Source organism: Paenibacillus sp. R14(2021) (assembly GCF_019431355.1).
Classification (GTDB): domain Bacteria; phylum Bacillota; class Bacilli; order Paenibacillales; family Paenibacillaceae; genus Paenibacillus_Z.
Window position 1 is genome coordinate 5,055,844 of the sequence record NZ_CP080269.1, and the last position, 21,795, is coordinate 5,077,638.

The 21,795-nt window shown below is 54.6% G+C and carries 21 protein-coding genes; 13 read left to right on the forward strand and 8 right to left on the reverse strand.

What is annotated here, in order from left to right; genetic code table 11:
• The first annotated feature begins 8 nt into the window (after nt 1-8).
• Both KXU80_RS23435 and KXU80_RS23440 read left to right on the forward strand, forming a co-directional pair.
• Nucleotides 9-914 carry a carbohydrate ABC transporter permease gene (locus KXU80_RS23435; RefSeq protein ID WP_219835535.1) on the forward strand — a complete coding sequence of 302 codons (906 nt, stop codon included), beginning with the start codon at nt 9-11 and terminating at the stop codon, nt 912-914.
• Between the two features lie 151 nt (nt 915-1,065).
• Nucleotides 1,066-2,685, forward strand: a complete 1,620-nt coding sequence (locus KXU80_RS23440) for an ABC transporter substrate-binding protein (protein ID WP_219835536.1) — start codon at nt 1,066-1,068, stop codon at nt 2,683-2,685.
• Nucleotides 2,686-3,133: 448 nt separating this feature from the next.
• On the opposite strand, the gene KXU80_RS23445 is transcribed toward KXU80_RS23440, so the two are convergent.
• Entirely contained in the window at nt 3,134-4,117 is a 984-nt protein-coding gene (locus KXU80_RS23445) for an aminoglycoside phosphotransferase family protein (RefSeq protein WP_219835537.1), read from the reverse strand.
• A gap of 224 nt (nt 4,118-4,341) precedes the next feature.
• Between KXU80_RS23445 and KXU80_RS23450 the strand changes: the two genes are divergently transcribed.
• Genes KXU80_RS23450 through KXU80_RS23475 form a run of 6 tightly spaced genes read left to right on the forward strand, consistent with a single transcriptional unit; the run spans nt 4,342 to nt 9,577 of the window.
• Nucleotides 4,342-4,866 (forward strand): sigma-70 family RNA polymerase sigma factor, encoded by a 525-nt coding sequence (locus KXU80_RS23450; RefSeq protein WP_219835538.1) that lies wholly within the window; start codon nt 4,342-4,344, stop codon nt 4,864-4,866.
• Nucleotides 4,863-6,059 carry a hypothetical protein gene (locus tag KXU80_RS23455; RefSeq protein WP_219835539.1) on the forward strand — a complete coding sequence of 399 codons (1,197 nt, stop codon included), beginning with the start codon at nt 4,863-4,865 and terminating at the stop codon, nt 6,057-6,059. The genes KXU80_RS23450 and KXU80_RS23455 overlap by 4 nt, the downstream gene beginning before the upstream one ends.
• On the forward strand, nt 6,056-7,036 hold the full coding sequence (locus tag KXU80_RS23460) for an ABC transporter ATP-binding protein (protein WP_219835540.1): 981 nt from the start codon (nt 6,056-6,058) through the stop codon (nt 7,034-7,036). Before KXU80_RS23455 ends, KXU80_RS23460 begins: the two co-directional genes overlap by 4 nt.
• A complete protein-coding gene (locus tag KXU80_RS23465; protein ID WP_219835541.1) occupies nt 7,033-7,887 on the forward strand; it encodes an ABC transporter permease in 855 nt (284 codons plus the stop codon). Before KXU80_RS23460 ends, KXU80_RS23465 begins: the two co-directional genes overlap by 4 nt.
• Before the next feature lie 30 nt (nt 7,888-7,917).
• Entirely contained in the window at nt 7,918-8,847 is a 930-nt protein-coding gene (locus KXU80_RS23470) for an ABC transporter ATP-binding protein (RefSeq protein ID WP_219835542.1), read from the forward strand.
• Nucleotides 8,840-9,577 carry an ABC transporter permease gene (locus KXU80_RS23475; protein WP_219835543.1) on the forward strand — a complete coding sequence of 246 codons (738 nt, stop codon included), beginning with the start codon at nt 8,840-8,842 and terminating at the stop codon, nt 9,575-9,577. The genes KXU80_RS23470 and KXU80_RS23475 overlap by 8 nt, the downstream gene beginning before the upstream one ends.
• 134 nt (nt 9,578-9,711) lie before the next feature.
• On the opposite strand, the gene KXU80_RS23480 is transcribed toward KXU80_RS23475, so the two are convergent.
• Nucleotides 9,712-10,581, reverse strand: coding sequence for an AraC family transcriptional regulator (locus KXU80_RS23480; RefSeq protein ID WP_219835544.1), 870 nt, complete (start codon nt 10,579-10,581; stop codon nt 9,712-9,714).
• A 169-nt stretch (nt 10,582-10,750) separates the two neighbouring features.
• Here KXU80_RS23480 and KXU80_RS23485 point away from each other — a divergent pair, with 169 nt between their 5' ends.
• The 5 genes from KXU80_RS23485 to KXU80_RS23505 all read left to right on the forward strand — a co-directional run bounded on the left by KXU80_RS23485 (nt 10,751) and on the right by KXU80_RS23505 (nt 17,094).
• Nucleotides 10,751-12,310 (forward strand): HEAT repeat domain-containing protein, encoded by a 1,560-nt coding sequence (locus KXU80_RS23485; protein WP_258171127.1) that lies wholly within the window; start codon nt 10,751-10,753, stop codon nt 12,308-12,310.
• Between the two features lie 288 nt (nt 12,311-12,598).
• Nucleotides 12,599-13,126, forward strand: a complete 528-nt coding sequence (locus KXU80_RS23490; protein WP_219835545.1) for a GNAT family N-acetyltransferase — start codon at nt 12,599-12,601, stop codon at nt 13,124-13,126.
• Nucleotides 13,127-13,375: 249 nt separating this feature from the next.
• Nucleotides 13,376-14,557, forward strand: a complete 1,182-nt coding sequence (locus KXU80_RS23495) for a SulP family inorganic anion transporter (RefSeq protein ID WP_258171128.1) — start codon at nt 13,376-13,378, stop codon at nt 14,555-14,557.
• 9 nt (nt 14,558-14,566) lie between these two features.
• Nucleotides 14,567-15,487, forward strand: coding sequence for an AraC family transcriptional regulator (locus KXU80_RS23500; protein WP_219835546.1), 921 nt, complete (start codon nt 14,567-14,569; stop codon nt 15,485-15,487).
• Between the two features lie 98 nt (nt 15,488-15,585).
• Entirely contained in the window at nt 15,586-17,094 is a 1,509-nt protein-coding gene (locus KXU80_RS23505) for an alpha-glucosidase/alpha-galactosidase (protein WP_219835547.1), read from the forward strand.
• Between the two features lie 73 nt (nt 17,095-17,167).
• Here the strand turns inward: KXU80_RS23505 and KXU80_RS23510 are convergent, their stop codons facing one another.
• From KXU80_RS23510 to KXU80_RS23535, 6 genes are all read right to left on the reverse strand, one after another.
• A complete protein-coding gene (locus tag KXU80_RS23510) occupies nt 17,168-17,941 on the reverse strand; it encodes a pirin family protein (RefSeq protein WP_219835548.1) in 774 nt (257 codons plus the stop codon).
• 62 nt (nt 17,942-18,003) lie between these two features.
• Complete coding sequence (locus KXU80_RS23515; RefSeq protein ID WP_219835549.1) at nt 18,004-18,396, reverse strand: DoxX family protein; 393 nt, start codon at nt 18,394-18,396, stop codon at nt 18,004-18,006.
• 39 nt (nt 18,397-18,435) lie between these two features.
• Nucleotides 18,436-18,888 carry a MarR family winged helix-turn-helix transcriptional regulator gene (locus tag KXU80_RS23520; RefSeq protein ID WP_219835550.1) on the reverse strand — a complete coding sequence of 151 codons (453 nt, stop codon included), beginning with the start codon at nt 18,886-18,888 and terminating at the stop codon, nt 18,436-18,438.
• Nucleotides 18,889-19,108: 220 nt separating this feature from the next.
• On the reverse strand, nt 19,109-20,101 hold the full coding sequence (locus tag KXU80_RS23525; protein WP_219835551.1) for an ABC transporter ATP-binding protein: 993 nt from the start codon (nt 20,099-20,101) through the stop codon (nt 19,109-19,111).
• 47 nt (nt 20,102-20,148) lie between these two features.
• On the reverse strand, nt 20,149-20,940 hold the full coding sequence (locus KXU80_RS23530; protein ID WP_219835552.1) for an ABC transporter permease: 792 nt from the start codon (nt 20,938-20,940) through the stop codon (nt 20,149-20,151).
• Nucleotides 20,937-21,713 carry an ABC transporter permease gene (locus KXU80_RS23535; RefSeq protein WP_219835553.1) on the reverse strand — a complete coding sequence of 259 codons (777 nt, stop codon included), beginning with the start codon at nt 21,711-21,713 and terminating at the stop codon, nt 20,937-20,939. Before KXU80_RS23535 ends, KXU80_RS23530 begins: the two co-directional genes overlap by 4 nt.
• Between the last annotated feature and the right edge of the window lie 82 nt (nt 21,714-21,795).

The window sequence follows — 21,795 nt, forward strand, 5'->3', positions numbered from 1 at the left end:
GGTCTCCCATGGAAGTTGTGCGCAAGCGCATCCGAAGCGATGCGACATCCCTGGCTGTAAGAGGTTTTGGCTACGTTTTCATCGGCCTGTTCGCCATCTGCTGTCTCGTTCCGTTCCTGCTCGTGCTCGGTACTTCCTTTACTTCGGAAGGCTCCATCACTAAGCACGGATTCAATATTTGGCCGCGCGAATTCTCGACCTTCGCGTACAAAATTGTTTTCGAGAATCCTGGCCTGATCGTCGGTTCGTACATGGTGACGATTCTGATTACGGTCGTCGGCACGGCTGCGGGACTGTTCCTTGTTGCCATGACGGGCTATGCGCTCCAGCGTCCGGATTTCGCTCAGCGCAACGGCATCTCGTTCTTCATCTATTTCACAACGCTCTTCTCCGGCGGTATTGTACCGTTCTATCTGCTTATCAACCAATATTTGAAGCTGCATGACAGCTATCTGGCTGTGCTGCTGCCAGGCCTGATGAGCCCGTTTCTCATCATCATGATGAAGAGTTTTACGAAATCGATTCCGCATGCCATTACGGAGTCCGCCAAAATCGACGGCGCAGGCGACTTTACGATCTTCCTCCGTCTCATTCTTCCCATGACGACGCCTGCGCTCGCGACAATCGGCTTGTTCATCGCGCTGGGGTATTGGAACGAATGGTACAACGCTATGCTGTTCCTCTCTCCGGATATGAAATACCGGCCGCTGCAGCTGTTCCTGTACAACGTCATTACGAGCGCGGATTTCATTCGCAATTCGTCGGCCGCCTCTAATGTACCGCTGCGCGACATGCCCCTTGAGTCCATGAAGATGGCGACAGCTGTCGTCGCGACCGGGCCGGTTATTCTGTTCTATCCGTTCGTGCAGCGGTATTTTATTCAAGGGATCACGGTCGGCGCGGTAAAAGGCTGATTGTTCTCCGGCTGCATGCCTGCATTAGGAATGTTACCCAGCTTGGGTAAATGGGGGAGCCTAATCTCCCTCTTACCATAACCGCATAGGAACGAATGCCGTTCGGAGCGGAGCTTATCAAAGACATTTAATCATGGGGAGGCTACAAAGAATGGGACACATGAAACGAATGGCAGTGACAATATTCATGCTCATCCTTGTAATCAGTCTGGCAGCATGCGGTTCGGGCAATAACGGCAATGGCAATACCGCGGACAATGGCAAAAGTGCCAATGCAGGCAACGGCGGCAACAAAGCTGCAGATAACGGCGCGAAGGATGACGGCAAAATCGATACGAGCGATTTTGAAACGATCACGTACGTCGTTCTCGGCGACAAACCGAAGAACGGCCAGCTGGAGAAAGTTATGGAGAAGGTCAACACGACCCTGAAGCAGAAGGCGAATGCCGAGCTCCAGTTCAAATGGGTGGAGTGGGCGGATTGGCAGACGAAATACAATCTGCTGCTTGCCTCCGGTGAACCGCTTGACCTGATCACGATCGGTACCGACTGGCTGGATACGTGGGGCAACGCGCAGCGCGGCGCATTCCTGCCGCTCAACGATCTGCTGGAGAAATACGCGCCGCAGACGTTCGCGGAAATTCCGAAGGAAGACTGGGACCAAAGTAAATTTAAGGACGATATCGTCATGATTCCGGAAGACCATTACACACAATGGGTTAACCACGGCATCTACTACCGCGGCGACTGGGCGAAGCAGTTCGGCATCACGCAGCCGATTACCGATTTTGAAACATTGGGCAAATACTTCCAAGGCGTCAAGGACAATATGAAAGACGTCGTGCCTTGGGATACGAACGGCACGAACGGCACGCTGTACGGGGGCTTCGAGGCGTCGTACACCGATAACATCGATCTGCCGATCGCGACGGGCTATGCAAACGTCTACACGGCCAAGTCGTACGACGAGCGCTACACCGTTGACAGCCCGATCTTCAACGACAAGTTCATCGATTTCGCTAAATTGATGAAACAATGGGGCGATGCCGGCTATTGGCGCGAGGACGTGCTGAACTACAAGGGCGACACGCGTACGGAGCTGAAGGCAGGCCAGACCGGCGCGGACGCGCACCATACGCAAACGTTCAAAGGACTTCGCGTTGAAATGGATAAACAGCAGCCCGGCTCTGAGCTGCAAATGTTCTCTTACTCCGATACGCGCGGCAACCTGATCTCCATGCCGATCACGCACGGCGGCACGTCCATCGGCGCGCACAGCAAGCATCCAGAACGGGCACTCATGGTGTATGACCTGATCCGCCAGGATCCGGAGCTGTACCACCTGATCAACTACGGTCTCGAAGGCGTGCAATATGAAATTAAAGACGGCATCCGCACGCGTCCGGCAGGCTACGACGAGGCGAAAGACGGCTTCTACACCGACTTCTGGGGCGGCCGCATCGACAAAAACGAAATTCCGTCCGATACCGACTGGAGCGGCATCGGCGACATCTACAAGAAGTACGACGGCATTAAGAAGCCGTTCCCTTATGGCAAATTCGTCTTCGACAAAACGAGCGTGGATCCTGAAATGACGGCTATCTCGCAGGTTGTCGGCGAACAGCTTCCGGCCATTCTGTACGGCAAAGCGGGCGATCCGGAGAAAGCGGTCCAAGCGCTGCGCGATAAGCTGAAAGCTGCCGGCTACGATAAAGTGAAGGACGAAATCCAAAAGCAGCTGGATGCGTTCAAAGCATCGGAGCAAGGCTAAACGATGCCATGGCCGCAGGGGGCTGTCCCTACCTAGCTCATTTCTATGAAGCAGCAGCTTAATCGTCTGAAGAATGGTGGAAAGAAAGAAAAAAGGTTGTGAACGGGTACCCACAGACTAGACACTTCGAAAAAAGTGCTCAGTCTGTGGGTATCTTTTTGTTGTTAGCACCTAGAGGGGATGACATCAAGGCCTCAGCTTGTTAAGGCTGCTCGGTCTGGTGCAGCGACGCCCGGTAAGAGGACGGCTTAGGCCTTCTCTATTTTTGAACGCTCGGCTGAAAGAGTGAATGGTCGGATACCTTAGGCATTCACGATACGGGAACAGAGGATTTTTACAACGGGGGCAATGACCCGAAAGGGGGTCACTTTTTTCAAAGTGTCCATCTTACGGGTCACAATTCAGCGGGCTTTTCTGCTGTTTTTGTAAAGGCAGCTCGAGTGGATACTTATCCTTGGTACTCCTGGATTAACCTCAAGCGATCCAATGCCCACTTTTTATTGTTTAAATACTCTGCCTCATTATCATATTGGACTTTATGGACATACGCATCAAAAAAATTATGCTTGAGCTTATAAAAATGCCGTCGCAGGTTACCTTCAGGCGATGTGTCCATTTCCTTGCCGTATCCTTTAACTGCATTGGATTCAAGGTTCCATAACAAAAATTCAGATTCCGGATCTGCGAACATTGCACGATCGGCGTCAATAATCGCAGCCACCGTCCATTGTCCGGAAATTTCTTTAACAAGGATATTCGGCCCCCATAAGTCATTATGAACCAAGGCGGGCTTCGCATTAATTTCAAAAAGAGACCGGTGAGAAGCAAATAATTCATCAAACCTCTTCATCTCATGATCATCAAAAACGCCGTGATTCGAGGTTCGACGTGTAATTTCTGCCACATAACCCAATAAGGCATCCGCCCAGCTTTTCGAGCCGTTGATGTCTCCATCGCGAGTTAGCCATCCAAATCGATCACCTGTTATCGCATGGAGTCTTGACGTTAAGCCGCCCACTTCAAACCATAAGCTCGCTTTGGCAGCCTCTGGAATCGCCGGATGATTTAATGTTACGCTGCCCTCGATAAATTCCGTTATGATATACTCCCTGGAAATAATAGTAAAAGATGCATTATGATTTATTACGCGGGGACTAGGAATTTGATGATCCATCATCAGTTGATATATACGTGGTTCGACGCCCATCATCTTTTTCTCGAAGTCAAAGAGCAGCTCTTGACGAATGGGTGCTACCCTCAAGACTAGCTTTGAAATCGGATGTAACGTCTCCACATAATAGGTTGTATTGTACATCCCGCCGCCTAAAGGTTCTACGCGCGAAATCAATGCTCGTGATCCGAGCGCATCTTTAATAATGGCTTGTAATTCCTCATTATCAAGCAATTGATAAATCCTGGATCGAGTCGTCATTGTGTCTCCCCTATACTTATTTTGTGTGTATTTCTAAATAATTCTATACAGGTTCCTTGATTCCTATATGCCCTCTCCTCGTGGAATAACATTCTTTCTCCATACAACGCTTGAAACAAATAACTCGCGCAGCGGCTCCTCGAGACAGATCGTTTTTTTTGTCCTTTGTATGCTATATTTCGCTTACACGCATCGTCTTAACTAGTGAAGGAGGCGAAGTACATATGCCGCTAGACGAAAGACCCGCCCGATTTCAAGCGTTGTTTCGGGCGCATTACCCGGCTGTATTGCGCAAAATCACTCTCTTGATCGGGGAGCGCGCCGCAGCCGAGGATTTGACCCAGGAAGTGTTCCTGCGGCTGTATCGCAACCCGCCGGAGGATCTGGACCGCGTTGGTCCTTGGCTGCACCGCGTATTAACCCGCATTGTATATGATCATTACCGCAAATCGGGACGCGAGTCCAGCTTGGCGGAGAAGCAGCTGCATCAAGCCATGTCGGAGGAGCAGGCGCATCCGTCTAACGAAACGGCGGTCATTCAGAGCTGGGAACGCGATGTCGTACGCAGCGTACTGAACAAGCTTTCGGAGCGCGACCGCCAGGCGCTGCTGTTGAAGGAACAGGGCTACAGCCACGGGGAAATCGCCGAAGCGCTGCAGGTCAATCCGAAGATCGTAGGAACCCTGCTTATGCGGGCATCCAACCGCTTTAAGAAAAATTTGCTTTCAGAGGAGGCATTGGAGTTATGAACGACGATAGAAGCAAGCTTGGAAAGCAGCAGGAACAGGACCCTGAAGAGCTGGTCGTAAGCGAGGAGCAGATCGAACAGGCGATGAACCGGCTGTTCATGACGGTACAGGACGAGGAAGTGCCGGATGTTTGGCTGAAGGAGCCTGTGCCTAGTGAAGGAATGGCGGGAACGTCCACAAGGGGAATGGATAGAAGAGAAGCGAGCCCGGGGCTGAAGGCGGAAGCGGCGTCCATGGCTGCAGCGGATCGCGGCTTGCCGAACCGCCTGCTGCCGGAGGCTGACGCCGAATCGAAGCCGGCCGGCAAGACGGTCCGTGCGGCAAGCCGGACGCGCCTTGCGAAACGCAGATGGCTGTCGGCTGCTGCCGCGGTTGTCGTCGCCGGCACCATGCTGTTCACGTCGTGGGGGCAGGAGGTTATGGCAAATATGCTGAACACGTTCCGCGTGCAGCATTTCGAATCGATCGCCATCAGCGAATCGGATTTGAGCGGCTTCAGTCAAGCGCTCGAAAGCGGCGCGCTCGGCAATCACCAGCTGGACCTGCGGACGTACGGCGAGATCGAGCAAAGCGGCGGCGGCACGATGCGCAAAATTAGCGAGGCCGAGGCGCAGCAGCTAGCCGGAAGGACGCTGAAGCCCCTGAAGGGCGCGGATCTCGCGGTGATCGACTACTTGCCGCGGCAGGAGGTTACCTTCAAGTTGCATCCGAAGGCGATCAATAAGCTGATCGACCTGCTGGGGGGCCGCACGAAACTCCCGTCTTCCGTTGAAGGGGCGCCGATCAAGGTCACGCTGCCGGGCAGCTTCACAATGACGGCCAAGGATGCGAAGAACGGCTGCGAGCTGAAGAAGCTCATTCAGCTGCCTGCTCCGACGCTGGATGTGCCGGATGACGTCGATGTGGAACAGGTCCGCCAAGCCGTACTTGACCTGCCCATCCTGCCGGAGGATCTCCGGGCCAAATTGTCTGCCATCGGCGATTGGCAGCATACGCTCCCGGTGCCGTCCATGAACGGCGTGAATAGAGAGTCGATGCGCATTGACGGCCACGACGCACTGCTGTCGACCGCCGGCCGCGAACGCATGCTGCTTTGGCTGCAGGGCGACTGGATGTACATGCTGAGCGGTTCGAACGAAGCTTATCCGACGGACGACGCGCTAATTCAAGAAGCAAAAGGATTGATGAAATGATGATGCTGCAGACAAACGGGCTAACGAAGACGTACGCTTCGGGCACCGGCTGCATGGATATTTCCTTGGAAATAAAAAAGGGACAAATTTTCGGCTTGCTCGGTCCGAACGGGGCCGGCAAGAGCACCTTCGTCAAAATGGTTGCCGGCCTGCTGCGCCCGGATTCCGGGAGCGGCACGCTGCTCGGCAAGCCGATCGGCAGCCCGGAATCTCGGCGCGGGCTTGGGTATTTGCCCGAGCTCTTCCGCTTTCAGGACTGGCTGACGGGCGAGGAGGTCCTGCGCTTCCACGGGGGGTTAAGCGGCATGTCGTTGTCCGAGACGAAGTCGCCCCGCATGAAAGCGCGCATCCAAGAAGTGCTGCACACGGCTGGACTTCAAGGGCGCGGCTCTCACCGCCTGAGGCACTATTCCAAAGGTATGCAGCAGCGGCTCGGCATCGCTTGCGCGCTGCTTCTCGATCCGGAGCTCATCATTCTGGATGAGCCTTCGTCGGCGCTCGATCCTATCGGCCGCTATGACGTGAGGCAGCTGCTGCTGCGGCTCCGCGAGGAAGGCAAGACCGTGTTTCTAAACACGCATCTGCTCGAAGACGTCGAGGCGGTATGCGACGAGGTGGCATTCCTTCACCAAGGCAAGCTGCGTGCGGTCGGACCGATGCGGGAGCTGCTCCGCACGGAGACAAGCTGGGAAATCAAGGTCGGCGGCTGGCTGCCGGAGCTCGAGCATGAGCTTGCGTCCGAGCTGCTGCCCGGCATGACGCTGGAAGCGGGCAGCCTGGCCGCCGACGGCTCTGCGATGCTGCGCGCTTCGGCACATAACAGGGAGCAGATCGGTTACCTCAACCGCCTGCTGATCGACGAGGGCGTCACACTCTACGAGGTGAAGCCCGTTCAAGGCCGGCTGGAGGAGTGGTTCTTGACCATGTCCGGCAATGCCGGCGCAGGCGGCAACGGGGAAGGGGGCATACGCGCATGATCTGGATTGCATTCGCGGGCAAAGAACTGCTCCGCAAGAAAGTCGTGCTGGTCGCCATCGCGCTGACGCTCGTATACCTGACCTTGTTCTGCTACGGGCTGACCCGGATGGCGCAGGAGGGTAACGGCGATGCGGGTATGGCACAGATGGGCGGCCTGATCGGAGGCATGATTCTGATGTCGCTCGGCCTGTTGTTTGCCGGGATGATCGTGACCTTTCTGGTATTGTTCGCCACGATGGGGACGATTTCGGGCGAGGTGGAGAACGGGCTGATGCTGGCCGTGCTTGCGCGGCCCATTCCGCGCTGGAAGCTGTACTTGGGCAAATATCTCGGCACGGGGTTTTGGCTCGTGGTGTACAGCACGGTTCTGTTCTTCGCCATCCTGCTGCCCGTGCATTTCATCGCGCACATGCCGCTCTATTCGGGAGCGATGCTGAAGGCATGGCTGCTATTCATTTGGATGCCGCTGCTGCTGCTTGCGCTCACGATGCTCGGCTCCGTTTACCTGCCGATGCTCGGAAACGGCGTTGCCTGCGCGATGCTGTACGGCATGAGCATGTTCACCGGCTTTGCCGAAACGCTGTTCAATGCCAGCGGCGGCAATGAGGCGTTAAGCAGCTCGTCGCTCATCCTATCGCTGGTCATGCCGATTAATGCGGTGTTCTCGCGGCTCACCTACGAAATCATCAACGGCCCGGATTTGCCGCTGCTGCCTGACATGGCGAACGCGATGGGACCGTTCTCGCCGACGAACGTGCCGAGTCCGGCTTTCATCGTATACACGGTTGTTTATCTCGTCGTGCTGCTGGCGCTGGGCTGCAGGGCGTTCAAACGCAAGGAAATCGCATAATGGGAGAGAAAGAGAGGACGTTTAGCCATCATGGAACAACAAGCTATTTTGCAGGTCCGCGGACTCTGCAAGCATTATAAAGGCCTGAAGGCGGTCGACGGTATCGACATGCAGCTGAATCAAGGCGATATTTACGGCTTCCTCGGACAGAACGGCGCCGGCAAAACGACGACGATCCGGATGATGATGGGGCTGATTCGGCCCTCCTCCGGCTCCGTGAAGCTGTTTGGGGAAGAAGTGGGCAAGGGGAGCAACGCCGTGCTGCGCAAGGTCGGTTCGGTCATTGAATATCCCGGCTTCTACCCGAACTTGACGGCTGCCGAGAATTTGGACCTGCACCGCCGTCTCATGGGCATCGGCAGCACCGATTCCCTGGAGGAGTCGCTTCATACGACGGGGCTGTGGGAAGCGCGGAACCGCAAGGCCGCGAATTTCTCCCTGGGCATGAAGCAGCGGCTTGGCATAGCGCGGGCGATTCTGCACCGTCCGGAGCTGCTCATCCTAGATGAGCCGACGAACGGCCTCGATCCCATGGGCATCAAGGAAATTCGACTGCTTATTCAAGAGCTGGCGCAGAAGCGCAAGATTACGATTCTCGTGTCGAGCCATATCCTGAGCGAGGTGGAACAGCTGGCGACGAAGGTGGGTATCATCCATCGCGGCGTCATGCTGGAGGAGTCCACGATGCAGCAGCTGAAGCATAAGAACCGCCAGTACATCGGCCTGCAAGTGGATGATCACGCCAAATCCCGGGAGCTCCTTTCCGAGGAGCTTGGCGTTCAGGACTGCCGGATGGAGGACGACGGCTGGCTGCGCGTGTACGACGCGGGACTGCAGCCGGGCGAGATGAACCGGGTGCTCGTGCGGGAAGGCATTGAAGTGAGCAGCCTCGTCGACATGAAGGATTCGCTCGAGGATTACTTTGTCCGTTTGGTGGAAGGAGGCGCTGCTCGTGTTTGATTTGATTGCTTGCGAATGGCTCAAATGGCGGAGATCCCGGATGCTGTGGCTGATCGTGATCGGCGCGGCGCTGCCGGCGCTGCTCGTGTTTCTCGTTCAACTAAACAACTCCAGCCATGGTACCAAGTTCGAATGGGATAATTATTTGAATACCGATATTCAAATTATGGCGATGCTGATGTGCCCGGCTTTATTCTCGTTATTGATTGGTTATTTGTTCGCGCGTGAGTTCCAAGAGCGCACCGTCAACAACATGCTGACGGGACCGCATGGCAGGCTGAAGGTGCTGGCGGCTAAATTCGTGATTGCCTTGCCGGTAATGACGGCTGTCCTGCTGCTGTCCTTCGTGCTTATGCTGGCTTCCGGATTCGTCTTTCAAGACGGGGATTCGCTGACGATGCACGTGCTTGGCAAGCGTGCCGGCGATTACGCCCTGCTTCTTCTGCTGCAATATGCGCTTGCGCCAATCTCGGCCGCGGTTGCGCTGCTGTGGAGAAGCTATATTCCCGCGATGGGACTGGGCATCTTCGCCGTCATCTCGGAGCTCACGATCATGCAGTCCAAATATATTATGTATTATCCATGGAGCGCAGCGCTGAATTTGGCTGCAGACATATCGCCGACGTACAATTCGGCCGCAGTCGGAAGCGCGACGATGATCATCGCGTTTGCAGTGCCGCTCGTGCTGATCGCCCTTTATTTCCGCAGGGCGGATGTACACAGCGGGTAACGAAGGGGCATTAAACATCAAGCAGCAGGGTTAGTTATCAATAAGAGCGATCGGGCGTTTTTCCACGATCGCTCTTATTTGCGTTTGGCGAAGCTTTAAATCAGATGTGTGCCGTATCGGTTGTCCGATCCGCTTCAGCGTGCCGCGCCGCGGAAAGCCTGAGGCGATTTGCCGGTATATTGCCTGAACAGCCGCGAGAAATAATGCACGGAGTTGAAATGGTACTTGTCCGCGATCTGCATGATGCTGAGGTTGGAAGAGCGCAGATCATCCTTTGCCCGGTTCATGAGGGAATGGTTGATGTATTGAATGGGAGACATGCCGGTTGTCCGCTTGAACAGCTCGAAGAAATAACCGCGGCTTAGCCCGAGCGATTCGGAATAAGCCTCCATTTGCACGCGGCGGCCGTTCAAGAGATCCTCCTCGATCCGTCCGAGCAGCTTCGTGATCCGGGGATCGGGGATATGGTGCTCCTGCAGGGAGAAGGTTAGGAAGTGATCAATGAATTGTAGAAAATGGCTCTGCACCATCATATTCGGGATGAAGGTCCGTTCCGTCGTATGCTCGTTCGAGGTGTAGCATTTCTGCATGAGATCGACCCAGCGGCGAAGCGACGAGCTGACGTCAGCGATCTCCGGCAGCGGATAAGGGAAGGCTTCGCCGACCAGCTCCTGCCGCAGGAGGGCGGCGTCGTAGCAAATCGGGCCGGCTTCGTCGGGATACGCTTCGGTCCGGTCGACGTAGTGCCAGTCGAAATAACAGCAGACATGGGTCATCGGTTCATCCGTATCGGATGCCCAGTCATGGCATTGTCCTGCCTCCATGTAGACCATCATGCCCGGAAGCGCCTCGTATTCGCGGCCGCGCAGCCGAAAGACGCCTCTGCCTTCCGTCACGAAATAGAGGGAAGCCGAATAGCTGTGCCGGGTCAGGCTGGTCTGCCCCGGATAGAAGGCGTACTTCGTCGCGTAATACACATAGGGGTGGAAGCGGGCGATATTCATGTCAGCATCGGTTCCTCCTTTCGGCAGAGAAAGACGTCCATTCTTTACGGTTTCATTAAACTGACCTGACGATTGTACAAATTTCTGACTGGCCGCTAAATACAAAAGAAACACGCTCAAGTACATTAAATATAACACATCTTCTAGCGATATAAAGGGGCTGCCTACCGTGAATACGAACGTAAACCTGCTTTCAGACGAGCAAATGGCATCATTTATTGTGAATGGATACCTGGTTTTACAGAACGAATTGCCTGCAGCGCTTCATCATAGCGTGATGAAGCAGATCGATTTTGTGCTGCAGCAGGAGGGGAATCCCGGCAACAATATTTTGCCGCGCATACCCGATATTCAGCAGTTTTTTGACACCCCGGTTGTCAGGGGCGCGCTGACAAGCGTGCTCGGACCTGACTATTATATGCACCCGCATCGCCATATGCACTACAATCAGCCGGGCAATCAGATGCCGGGCGGCGGCGGATGGCATAAGGACGGCTACTGGTCCTCCATGCGGAGCCACCGTCCATGGTGGGTGATGATGTTCTACTACACGCAGGATATCACGGAAGAAATGGGGCCGACGGCCATCATGCCGCGCTCCCAGTACAACGAGAAATTTCCGGGGCAGGACACGCTGCTGCCGACGGGTAAGGCGGGCACGATCGTTCTGGTCCACTTCGATTTGTGGCATAAAGCGTCGTTGAACACGTCGAATCTGGACCGGTATATGCTCAAATTTCAATTTGTCCGCTTGCGGGAGCCGGTTTTGCCGAGCTGGAACCATTCGAACAGCGCGCCGAAATTTCCGATTGGCACATCGGATGGACATCTGAATTTGTGGCAGGATACGTGGAATTGGCTGCGAGGCGAGAAGAGCTGGAAGCCGGCTGCGGCTGCTCATGAAGCGCGGCTTGCCGAACTGGATGCGGCGCTGTCGGCGGGTGATGCCATCCTTCGCGCACGTGCGGCGGATGAGCTCGGTTTGCTCGGAGCCGCTGCCTCGGGGAGCGCGGCAAAGCTTGGCGAGCTCGTGCAGGATGTCGCGGAGGAGGTCGGCCTTAACGCGGCGTATGCGCTTGGCCATATCGGAGCGGCCGGGACGGAAGTGCTGCTTGGGATGCTGAAGAACGGCTCCAAGCTCGCTGCTCAGCGCGCGGCTTACGGGCTTCAAGCTGCCGGTTCGGCGGCCGTGCCCGGACTGATCGATGCGCTTCGGCAAGCGGAAGAGACGCGAAGAGGCTTCGCGGCCTTTGCCCTCGGGATGAACGGAGCAGACGCGGCGCCAGCCGTGCCGGCATTGATCGCGGCGCTAGACGATACAAGCGAGTGGGTGCGCCGCAATGCGGTGGAAGCCTTGGGCATGATCGGCGAGCCGGCCGAATTGACCGTCGCGGCGCTCGTTCGCGCCTTAAAGGAAGCGGTCGCGGCGGAAGCCGAGGCGCCTGCGCAGGCCGGCAGTTCGAACACGTACGTCGCGAATCAAGACTATATTACGAATAAAATCGGCTACACGGCGGCGCTCTCCTTGCTTCGCATTGGCAAGCTCGGAGATCCGGAGCTCGTCGTCGCCGCCCTGCGGGCAGGTCTGGACAGTAGAGACCGCTATACGCGCGCCTATGCATTCGAAGCCTTGACCGCGCTGCGAACGGAAGAGGCGCTGGACTTCTTGATCCGCTATTACCGTACCGCCCGCTGGTGTCCGGACACGCACAAAGCGAGCGCGTTCTAAGCGCAGCGCGGCCATTCGAAAATGAAATTAAGCAGCAATAGCGCAGACGCGGCTCTATTTGGAGGCGCGCTTAGATGCTCGGCATTCAAATCGCGTTCAAGGAATTTAGTCCTTTCAAGGGCATATGGCACAGCTCTTGGACAGGCGGTAAACAGTTCCATAAGGGAAGTTTGTTGTTATTTTACCTAACATCAAAATCGCTGTTCATTGACTTCAATTATGCGTTTTGTGTAAGATAAGGCCGTAACTGATCATCATGTTGAACGGAATTTTGAAAGAGGTGCGATTTTGTACATCAGAGTGTTACAACCTGACGACACGGAAATTTATTGGCAATTACGATTAAAAGCAACGAAGGAGAATCCGGAATCGTTCAGTTCATCATTCGAGGAGTTAGTTGATACTCCTAATCTTGTCATTCAGGACCGATTAAAGAGCAGTGATTCCCAATTCGTTATGGGGGCTTTTGCAGATTCGGGCGAATTAATTGGAATTCTCGGCTTCCAGCAGGAACTGAGCAAAAAATTTCGGCATAAGGGAGTTCTCTCGGGCATGTATGTCGATCAAGGTTCGCAAGGACAGGGAGTCGGCAGACAATTGCTTTCCCGAATGATCGAGCACATCGAGACCGAAACCGAAATCGAACAATTGAATTTAGCCGTTGCTGAACATAACAAGAGCGCAAAGCGACTCTACGAAACGTTTGGGTTTACGACCTATGGACTCGAAATCAATGCGATGAAGCTGGATGAACATACCTTTGTGAATGGCGAGTATATGGCAAAGCAGCTGGGGAGAAGATGCGTGTTATCCTGAGGCATGATATACGAATAGATCCGAGGAAGAATGAAGGTCATTATTTCATTGAACTTTTCTTATAGATCGTAAAGGCTGGCGAAAGAGCCGAGGAGCTTCCTCTCGGCTCTTTATTGCGTCCGAATACACGCAAATGACAAGCATGCTGCTGCCAAAATTGAACGTTGACCTTCCCTGTCGGGCGGGGTTATGCTAACCGTTAGAGCTCCGCGTGAAGGGGCATGAAATTAGACGGTTTGAGGTGACGGCTTGAACAATTCTTGGCGCAAACAATGGACGACGGACGTTAGATTCAACGTGCTTGCAGGCATGACAGCGACGCTTGCATTGATCCCGGATTCGCTGGCGTTTTCGTTTATGGCGGGCGTACCGCCGACGGTAGGCATCTATGCTTCGATTTGCATTCTTCTCGTCATTACGTTTCTCGGCGGCAGGCCGGGTATGATCTCCGCGGCGGCAGGCTCTATGGCGGTCTTGATGCTGACGCTCGTGAAGGAGCACGGCATCGCCTATCTGTTCGCGGCAACGGTACTGACCGGCATTATTCAATATCTGATGGGCGTATTCAGGCTGGGCAAGCTGGTCAATTACGTGCCGAAGCCTGTGCTGACGGGCTTCGTCAATGCGCTTGCGATTATGATCTTCTTATCGCAGCTGCGGTACTTTAGCCATGCCTCATGGAAGATGTATGTTCTGGTCGGCGCAGCGCTGCTGATTATTTATTTGCTTCCGCGTTATTTCAAGGCGATCCCGTCTCCGCTGGCGGCGGTTGTCTTGCTTACGGCAGCTGTATGGATGTTCGGCATCGAGGGTGTCAGCCGAATCGGCGACATTGCCGAAATCGATGTTTCCCTGCCGGCCTTCCTGCTGCCTGATGTACCGGTCAGCTGGGAAACGCTCCTTATTATACTGCCGTATTCGCTGTCGCTCGCCTTGGTGGGCTTCACGGAAACAATGCTGACACAGAATCTGCTCGACGAAACGACGAAGGAGCGTACGGACAAGAACCGTGAAATGCGGGGGCAGGGTATTGCGAACGTTATCGCAGGCTTCTTCGGCGGAATGGCCGGATGCGCGCTCGTAGCGGAATCCGTTCTCAATGTGCGGATGGGCGGCCGCAACCGGCTGTCGACGCTGGTCGCTGCGCTCTTCTTGCTTCTGCTCGTCGTTGTACTCGGCGATCTGCTGTCGCTTGTCCCCATGGCGGCGCTTGTTGGCATTATGCTGATGGTATGCGCTGCCATATTTGACTGGAAATCCGTGTTCAAGCTTCGCAAGGTCCCTGTCAGCGAAACGATCGTAATGGTCAGTACGGTTGCGGCGGTAGTCGTTACGCATGATCTGGCCGTCGGCGTTATTGCCGGCATTGTCGTGAGCGGCATCTTCGTGCTGCTGCAGCGCAAAGCTCGTAGCCGAGCTATCGAAGGGTAGGAGGCGCTGATGCCCAAACAAGGCTTATATGCATCCAAGTGGCGCGAAGACGGGGAATTCAGACCTAGCATTGTGGCGTATTACTATAAACAATGGATCGATTTCCAGATGGGCTTTCACACGCATGAAGACGCAACCGAATTTATGTACGTGATGTCTGGGACATGCACGGTCGAGACGGAGAACGGCGTAACCGCGATGCGCAAAGGCGACCTTATTATGCTGGATGCGGGGGTTCCGCACCGGCTGCTGGTCGAGAAGGATAACGGCTGCCGGATGCTGAACGTGGAGTTCACCTTTACGCCATGCGAGGGAATGTATCCGTCTTTGCGTCAGCTTGCGGCAAGCGACGGCGCATTCGCGGAGTTCCTGGACCGGGAACGCAGCACCATTGTGCTGCGGGATTCGGCGGACGTCCAGCCGATTCTCCGAAGCCTTGTGCTGGAGATGGATATCGGGGGCGAAGGGAAGACTGTCATGACGAATCTGCTTATCTCCCAGCTGCTGCTCCGCGTCGCGCGGCTTGCCGCCGAGGAGACCAAGGGCAGCGCCGAACGCCAAATCCACCGCTACGTGCGCATCGCGGCTGAATACATCCATCAGCATTACGACTGCGATATCCAGGCCAAGGATGTGGCAGCGGCCGTTAACCTGCATCCGGTTTATCTGCAGCGGATATTCAAAGCTAATATGCATATGTCCATTACCTCGTATTTAGCTGAGCTGCGCATGGAGAAAGCGAAAATGCTGCTCGTCCAAACGGACGTCCCTATTATCGAAATCGCCGACTATGTGGGACTTAACAGCCGTCAATATTTCAGCATGCTGTTTAAGAAATTGACGGGCCTGTCGCCTGCCGCCTACCGTAAATCACATGTGTCGATTCAGTCCTACGTTGAACAGAAAGTTGAAATAGCTGACATCATGTAAGCGAAGCTGTTGCAAATGTGGAAACGCCTTCTTAAGCCGCCTGTTACAATGAGTGTATGGAACATTACGCTCTAAATGGCGAAGAGGAGGCTTTTTTCATGTCTTTTAAAGTGGCTTTTGTCGGCGCAGGCAGTATCGGATTCACCCGCGGTCTCATGCGGGATTTGCTTTCTGTACCGGAATTCAAAAACATTCAAGTTGCATTTACAGACATCAATGCACATAATCTCGACATGGTGACGCAGCTTGTCCAGCGAGATGTCAACGAGAACGGTCTGTCGATCCAGATTCAATCGACCACTGACCGCCGCGAAGCTTTGAAGGATGCTCGCTATGTATTTTGCGTTGTACGGATCGGCGGCTTGGAAGCGTTCCAGCATGACGTAGACATTCCGCTGAAATACGGCGTCGACCAATGCGTCGGCGATACGCTGTGCGCGGGCGGCATCATGTACGGCCAGCGTGGCATCGCGGAGATGCTTAATATCTGCAAAGATATTCGCGAGGTTGCCGAACCGAATGCGCTCCTGCTCAACTATGCGAACCCGATGGCTATGCTCACTTGGGCATGCAACAAGTACGGCGGCGTCCGTACGATCGGACTTTGCCACGGCGTGCAGGGCGGCCACCACCAGATCGCGCGCGCGCTCGGCCTGGAGAAGAAAGAGGTCGATATCATTTGTGCGGGTATCAATCACCAGACCTGGTATGTCTCCGTGAAGACAAACGGCGTCGATCGTACGGGCGACCTGCTGGAAGCGTTCGAGAACCATCCGGAATTTCAGCAAACAGAGAAAGTGCGGATCGATATGCTGCGCCGATTCGGGTACTACTCGACGGAATCGAACGGACATCTCAGCGAATATGTGCCATGGTATCGCAAGCGTGCGGACGAAATCAAGGATTGGATCGATCTCGGCAGCTGGATCAACGGCGAAACCGGCGGCTACCTGCGCGTCTGCACCGAAGGGCGCAATTGGTTCGAGACTGATTTCCCGAACTGGCTGAAGGGCGATCCGTTCGTATACGCGGCGGAGAACCGCGGCGAGGAGCACGGCTCCTATATTATTGAAGGACTAGAGACGGGGCGCGTATACCGCGGGCACTTCAACGTCGTGAACAACGGCGTCATTACGAATCTGCCAGATGACGCGATTATTGAAGCGCCGGGCTACGTGGACCGCAACGGCATCAACATGCCGGTTGTCGGCGATCTGCCTCTTGGCTGCGCGGCCGTGTGCAATGTCAGCATCTCCGTGCAGCGTTTGGCGGTGGAAGCTGCCATTAGCGGCAATGACAAGCTGCTTCGGCAAGCGATGATGATGGATCCGCTAGTCGGCGCAGTGTGCAATCCGAAAGAAATTTGGCAAATGGTCGACGAAATGCTCGTCGCCGGGGAGCCATGGCTGCCGCAATATGGAGCATCGATCGCAGCGGCGAAGGAACGCCTCGCGGCGGGCAATCTCCTGCCGACGCGCGAGCATTATCAAGGCGCAGCCCGTCTTAAGACAAAAACGATCGAAGAGCTGTCCATGGAACGCGAAGCGTCCACTCGCAATGCAATGGAGTCGGACAAAGCGAAGGAACGTCCTGCAGCAGCGCATTAATGTAAACGAAGGGCTCCGGCATGTTGGTGGTTCATCCACCTCCCATGCCGGAGCCCTATTTGCGTGCTGGAACTTAACGTTTCGGGTAAAGCGGGTAGTCGACCGCCGTAGGCACGTCGATAAGAATCATGCGAAGCGGTTCATCCCCGGCAGTGATAACGACGTCCTGTACAGAATCGGCACGGACGAGAATGAAATCTTTATGCGCGAATGTCGTTTGATTAGCTGGCAAATCGGAATAGGACCAAGTACCGCCTCCGCGGATCGCAAGCGCGGTAAGCGTGCGATCTTTCACAACGGGATGCTGGTAGACTGCGCCAGGCGCAACTTCGACATCCCACATGCGGGCGTCGGCGACGATGCTGATCGGGGAATTCTCGCCGAGGACGGTTTTCTTCGAATAGCCGCTGCCTTGAACGATCGGGAAGGCTTCATGTTCATATTGGGTATAGGTCGGCTGCCTTGTGAGTGCCTCCTGAATATTTGGCTCGAACCAGATTTGGAAGCCCTCCATGTCGGGACCGACGAAGCGTTCCTCATGGCTGACGCCGGAGCCTGTTTGCATCATTTGCACGCCGCCTGCGCCAACGCTGCTTCTGGTTCCGAGCGTATCGCCGTGCTCGGCTTTGCCGGCGACGACATACGTCATGATTTCGAATGCTTGATGGGGATGAAGCGGAATGTAGCCTTCTTGCTTCGAATGAGCCCAAGCCCAATAGAATAACGTGCTGACTCGTTTCACTACGGCGCCTTCGCCGGAGAAACCGATCGGTTTCTGCTCTGTAATTTTACCGCCGTCAAATGCGCCTTTAGCTTGAAGTGATGGTCCGTAAACTAACGTTTGCATAATAAATGCCCTCCATATAAATGAGATAGATACAATTAAAATCGAATGAGATAAATGTGAGATTATCGGCCAAGCGCATATTCACCGGGGCCGACCAAAGCAAGGCCGACCGCGACTGCGATAAGAATGAGATTGTATTCCATGCCGTTCTTTGTGATCCAGAATCCATGCCTGAAATGGACAGAAGCGATGGAGCCAATCATCGTGAGGACAATAATCGCCGCAGCTACCGGCATCCAAAGACCTAGTGCGAAGAGAAGGCCGCCGGTCAGCTCCGCCAAGCCAGCGAGAAGCGCGATTATAATGCCCGGCCTCAAGCCGATAGAAGCCATCCAGCTGCCTGTGCTCTTCAGTCCGTAACCGCCGAACCAGCCGAACAGCTTCTGTGAACCGTGGGCTGCCAAAGTCAATCCGACGACCAACCGAATCAGTAACAACCCAAGTGCGATGCTCATGTCAGCCTCCTTCGGATAGTGAATGTTGCTCTCGGCTGCCTACGTGAAGCTGGTCTGCGCCGCAATGCCGAGCTTCTTAAGCAGTTTAATTGCTTGCTCGCGCTCTTCCTCCGTCAGCCCGCTGACCGCTTTGGATATGGCCTCCGCATGAGGCGGGAAAATATCATTCAGCAGCTGTCTGCCGCGTTCCGTAATTTCTGCGAAAATAACACGACGGTCCGTCGAGCTGGCTTTGCGCTGCGCTAAGCCTTTGTCGGCCAGTTTGTCGATGACATAGGTAATGTTTCCGCTCGTCATCAGAATTTTTTCCCCGATCTGCTGAAGAGGCTGTTCGCCCTTATGATAGAGAAGCTCCAGCACGCCGAATTCCGTCGGGTTCAGACCGGACCTGCGAATATCCTTTTGCACGTGAGCCGTTACCCATTGATGCGCCCGGGAAAGCGTGATAAAGAGTTGAAGATCGTTTGGGGAAGATTTTGTTTCAGAACTCATTGAACTCACCTCGCTAAAGGAACTATATATAGGATGTGCATTTCATCTTTTTTAAAATCTTAATTTAAAGATATATGATATTAAGGTAAGTGTCAAGTGAAGCTTTAAGATAAAAATGCAGACCTCGCTTCACCGCAAACAAGCTGCGATAATGGAAGTCTGCCCGAATGGATGTACGGATTATTCCTTTGCGGGTGACGACGGCGTCGTCGAACCAGTGTCAATAAATACGATGCACGATTTCCTCAAAATCCGGCTCATCCATATGCACGTCCTCAATTTCGCCCAGCTGCTCCAGCAGACGAAGCGCCTCCATAGCACTTAGCTGGTCGCGGTTGCAGGCAGCCGTCAGAATCCGCTCTTCCGTCTGCGTCAGCTGCAGATGCTCGGATATTCCCGATGCTCCCATGGATCCGAGCAAGGCTTCTGAATGAATGGGATAGCGGTATGTAACGCGAATCAAGGTAGGAAGTCCAATGCGGCGCCGCAGCTCGTCAATGGTTCCGTCAAAGCCTAGCCGACCGTTGTTGATAACGATGACCCGGCCGCACAGTTGTTCGATGTCGTCCATATCATGCGTCGTGAGCAGAATGGTTTTGTCAAGTTCCTTGTTGATGGAGCGAAGGAACTCCCGGATGCTGCGTTTTGCTACAACGTCCAGTCCGATCGTCGGTTCGTCGAGGAACAAAATTTCGGGATCATGCAGCAGCGCCGCCGCGATGTCTGCGCGCATCCGCTGACCGAGGGACAGCTTCCGGACAGCGGTATCCATGAACGGGCCAAGCTCGAGCAGCTCGCTGAGCTGGGCAACCCGTGCTGCTTTGGCTTGCTCGCTTATGCCATACATCGCCGCGAGAATATCGAAGGAATCCCGCACGGGCAAATCCCACCAAAGCTGCGTACGCTGTCCGAAGAGGACCCCAAGCCTTCGCGCAACCTGCTTGCGCTCGCGGTGCGGGCTGAGCCCGTCGATTTGGACTTGCCCGGCTGTCGGATGAAGGATGCCGGAGAGCATTTTGATCGTTGTCGATTTGCCTGCCCCGTTCGGGCCGATATAGCCTACGAATTCGCCGCGTTCGATAGTGAAGTTGATGTCGGAGACGGCATCTTTAATGCGGTAATCCCTTGATAATAAGGTGCGTATGCCCTTGAAGGCACCTTCCTTGGCTGCCGCTGATTTGAATTGCTTCGTAAGATGCTGTACATGAATCATTCTCTAGTCTTTGCTCCTTCCAGTTGAGGCTGTATCCGAAGCGTGCTTCAGCTCCCGGTGCTCTGATATTTGGTAAGGCCGCGTTTCCAGAGCACAAGACCTGCTGCGAATAACAGGCATGCTGCCGCGGCGGAGGCGATGATGAGCCAGACGCTGCCATGTCCCCGCAAAATATAAAGCGACGGCACGTAATTGGCATAAGCGACCGGAATGGCTGATAGGAGCATGCCCTGCATCCATTTTGGGTAGATCGACAGCGGATACTGCGCCGCCGTACGGGCTGCATCTTCCGTAATGGTTTGCAGCTCCTCAATGCGCGTCATCCAGAAGCCGACGGAAGCGGTCAATAGACCAATGGCAAACAAGAGCAGGGAACCGAAAATGATCACGATCAGCGTATAAGGGATGGCGGTCCATGACAGCTGGCCGTTTAGGAACATAGCTCGCATGCAGAGAATAAGAACGACACCGCCCTGTATGAGTTCGCCGATACGAAATGATACATTTTGTGACATGAGCCCAAGCAGGATCGGAACCGGACGAAGCAGCAGATTATCGAGCTCGCCGCTGACCAAGTACTTCTCCAGATGGTGAACGTCGGAGGCAACGGTTCGGTAGATGGCTTTGGACAATGTCAGAACGGCATACAAATATCCAGCCTCGGACAGGCTCCAGCCCTTGATATGGCCGAACTTCAGCAATACGGCTGCGAGCATGGCGAATTCTACGATGTTGATAACGGCTGCCATGATGGTCGAGAACCAGAAGTTGAATTTGTACTGCATTCGGCTGCGCAGGCTTGCTGCAACGAGCAGTTTGTACATGCGAAGCTCATTCATCCGCCCTGCACCTCCACCTTGCGGCGCATGCGGCTTGCGGTGAACAAGCATACCGATGTCAGAAGAATTCCCCACAATACCGATCCGTACAGGCTTTGGGCGCTTTCAAGACCAAGGTACAGTTTCGACGGTATATAATGAAGAAACGGGTAGAATGAAGCATGGCTGAGCATGCGAAGCCAGCCCGGCAGCCACTCGATCGGGATGAGAAATCCAGAGAGCAGCATACTAAACGCATAGTTGACCCAATATAGCCAGCGTGATTCCGTTGTCCATAGTGCAGCGGCGCCGATCAAGAAATTGATGCAAATGGAAATGTGTGCGGCAAGCGCAAGTGCGACAGCGGTCCAGAGACAGGTAAGCACGGAAGAAGGGACGTGAAGCGGGAGGATCAAGAGGTAAAGCGCGTAGATCGGGATACTCTTGTACAGAAACTGATATGCGATTTGACCCCATTCGCGGCACATCAGCTGATAGAACAGATGAACGGGCCTCATAAGATCTGTGGCAATTTGCCCGGTTCGAACCGATTGTTCGATGCCAAGTCCGTTGGTGAGAAATGATACGACCCACAGGGTAACTTGATTGAATGCGACGTAGCTGACCATGCCGCTTAGACCGTAAGCGCCGAGCGATTGGCTCTCGCCGATGCCCATCCAAATGGAAACGTAGATGAAGCCGAAGATCGCGCTCGCGACATTATGAATCATATGTGCGCCGCGGTACTGCAAGTTGCGAAGATAAGCTTTGCGTGCCAAAACGAGGAATAGCATCTGTCACCTCCATCCTAATAAGCTGCGGCGAAGCCGGAATGCTTGTGATGCAGGGTGAAATGGCCGTAGAGAGAGCGAGCAT

Bases quoted from the DNA above. Each gene is read 5' to 3' on its own strand.
- KXU80_RS23480 (WP_219835544.1), bottom strand. From the start codon at position 10,581: ATGAATATCGCCCGCTTCCACCCCTATGTGTATTACGCGACGAAGTAC.
- KXU80_RS23470 (WP_219835542.1), top strand. From the start codon at position 7,918: ATGGAACAACAAGCTATTTTGCAGGTCCGCGGACTCTGCAAGCATTAT.
- KXU80_RS23445 (WP_219835537.1), bottom strand. From the start codon at position 4,117: ATGACGACTCGATCCAGGATTTATCAATTGCTTGATAATGAGGAATTA.
- KXU80_RS23465 (WP_219835541.1), top strand. From the start codon at position 7,033: ATGATCTGGATTGCATTCGCGGGCAAAGAACTGCTCCGCAAGAAAGTC.
- KXU80_RS23525 (WP_219835551.1), bottom strand. From the start codon at position 20,101: ATGATTCATGTACAGCATCTTACGAAGCAATTCAAATCAGCGGCAGCC.
- KXU80_RS23435 (WP_219835535.1), top strand. From the start codon at position 9: ATGGAAGTTGTGCGCAAGCGCATCCGAAGCGATGCGACATCCCTGGCT.
- KXU80_RS23500 (WP_219835546.1), top strand. From the start codon at position 14,567: ATGCCCAAACAAGGCTTATATGCATCCAAGTGGCGCGAAGACGGGGAA.
- KXU80_RS23450 (WP_219835538.1), top strand. From the start codon at position 4,342: ATGCCGCTAGACGAAAGACCCGCCCGATTTCAAGCGTTGTTTCGGGCG.
- KXU80_RS23505 (WP_219835547.1), top strand. From the start codon at position 15,586: ATGTCTTTTAAAGTGGCTTTTGTCGGCGCAGGCAGTATCGGATTCACC.
- KXU80_RS23520 (WP_219835550.1), bottom strand. From the start codon at position 18,888: ATGAGTTCTGAAACAAAATCTTCCCCAAACGATCTTCAACTCTTTATC.
- KXU80_RS23530 (WP_219835552.1), bottom strand. From the start codon at position 20,940: ATGAATGAGCTTCGCATGTACAAACTGCTCGTTGCAGCAAGCCTGCGC.
- KXU80_RS23440 (WP_219835536.1), top strand. From the start codon at position 1,066: ATGGGACACATGAAACGAATGGCAGTGACAATATTCATGCTCATCCTT.
- KXU80_RS23535 (WP_219835553.1), bottom strand. From the start codon at position 21,713: ATGCTATTCCTCGTTTTGGCACGCAAAGCTTATCTTCGCAACTTGCAG.
- KXU80_RS23455 (WP_219835539.1), top strand. From the start codon at position 4,863: ATGAACGACGATAGAAGCAAGCTTGGAAAGCAGCAGGAACAGGACCCT.
- KXU80_RS23460 (WP_219835540.1), top strand. From the start codon at position 6,056: ATGATGATGCTGCAGACAAACGGGCTAACGAAGACGTACGCTTCGGGC.
- KXU80_RS23510 (WP_219835548.1), bottom strand. From the start codon at position 17,941: ATGCAAACGTTAGTTTACGGACCATCACTTCAAGCTAAAGGCGCATTT.
- KXU80_RS23515 (WP_219835549.1), bottom strand. From the start codon at position 18,396: ATGAGCATCGCACTTGGGTTGTTACTGATTCGGTTGGTCGTCGGATTG.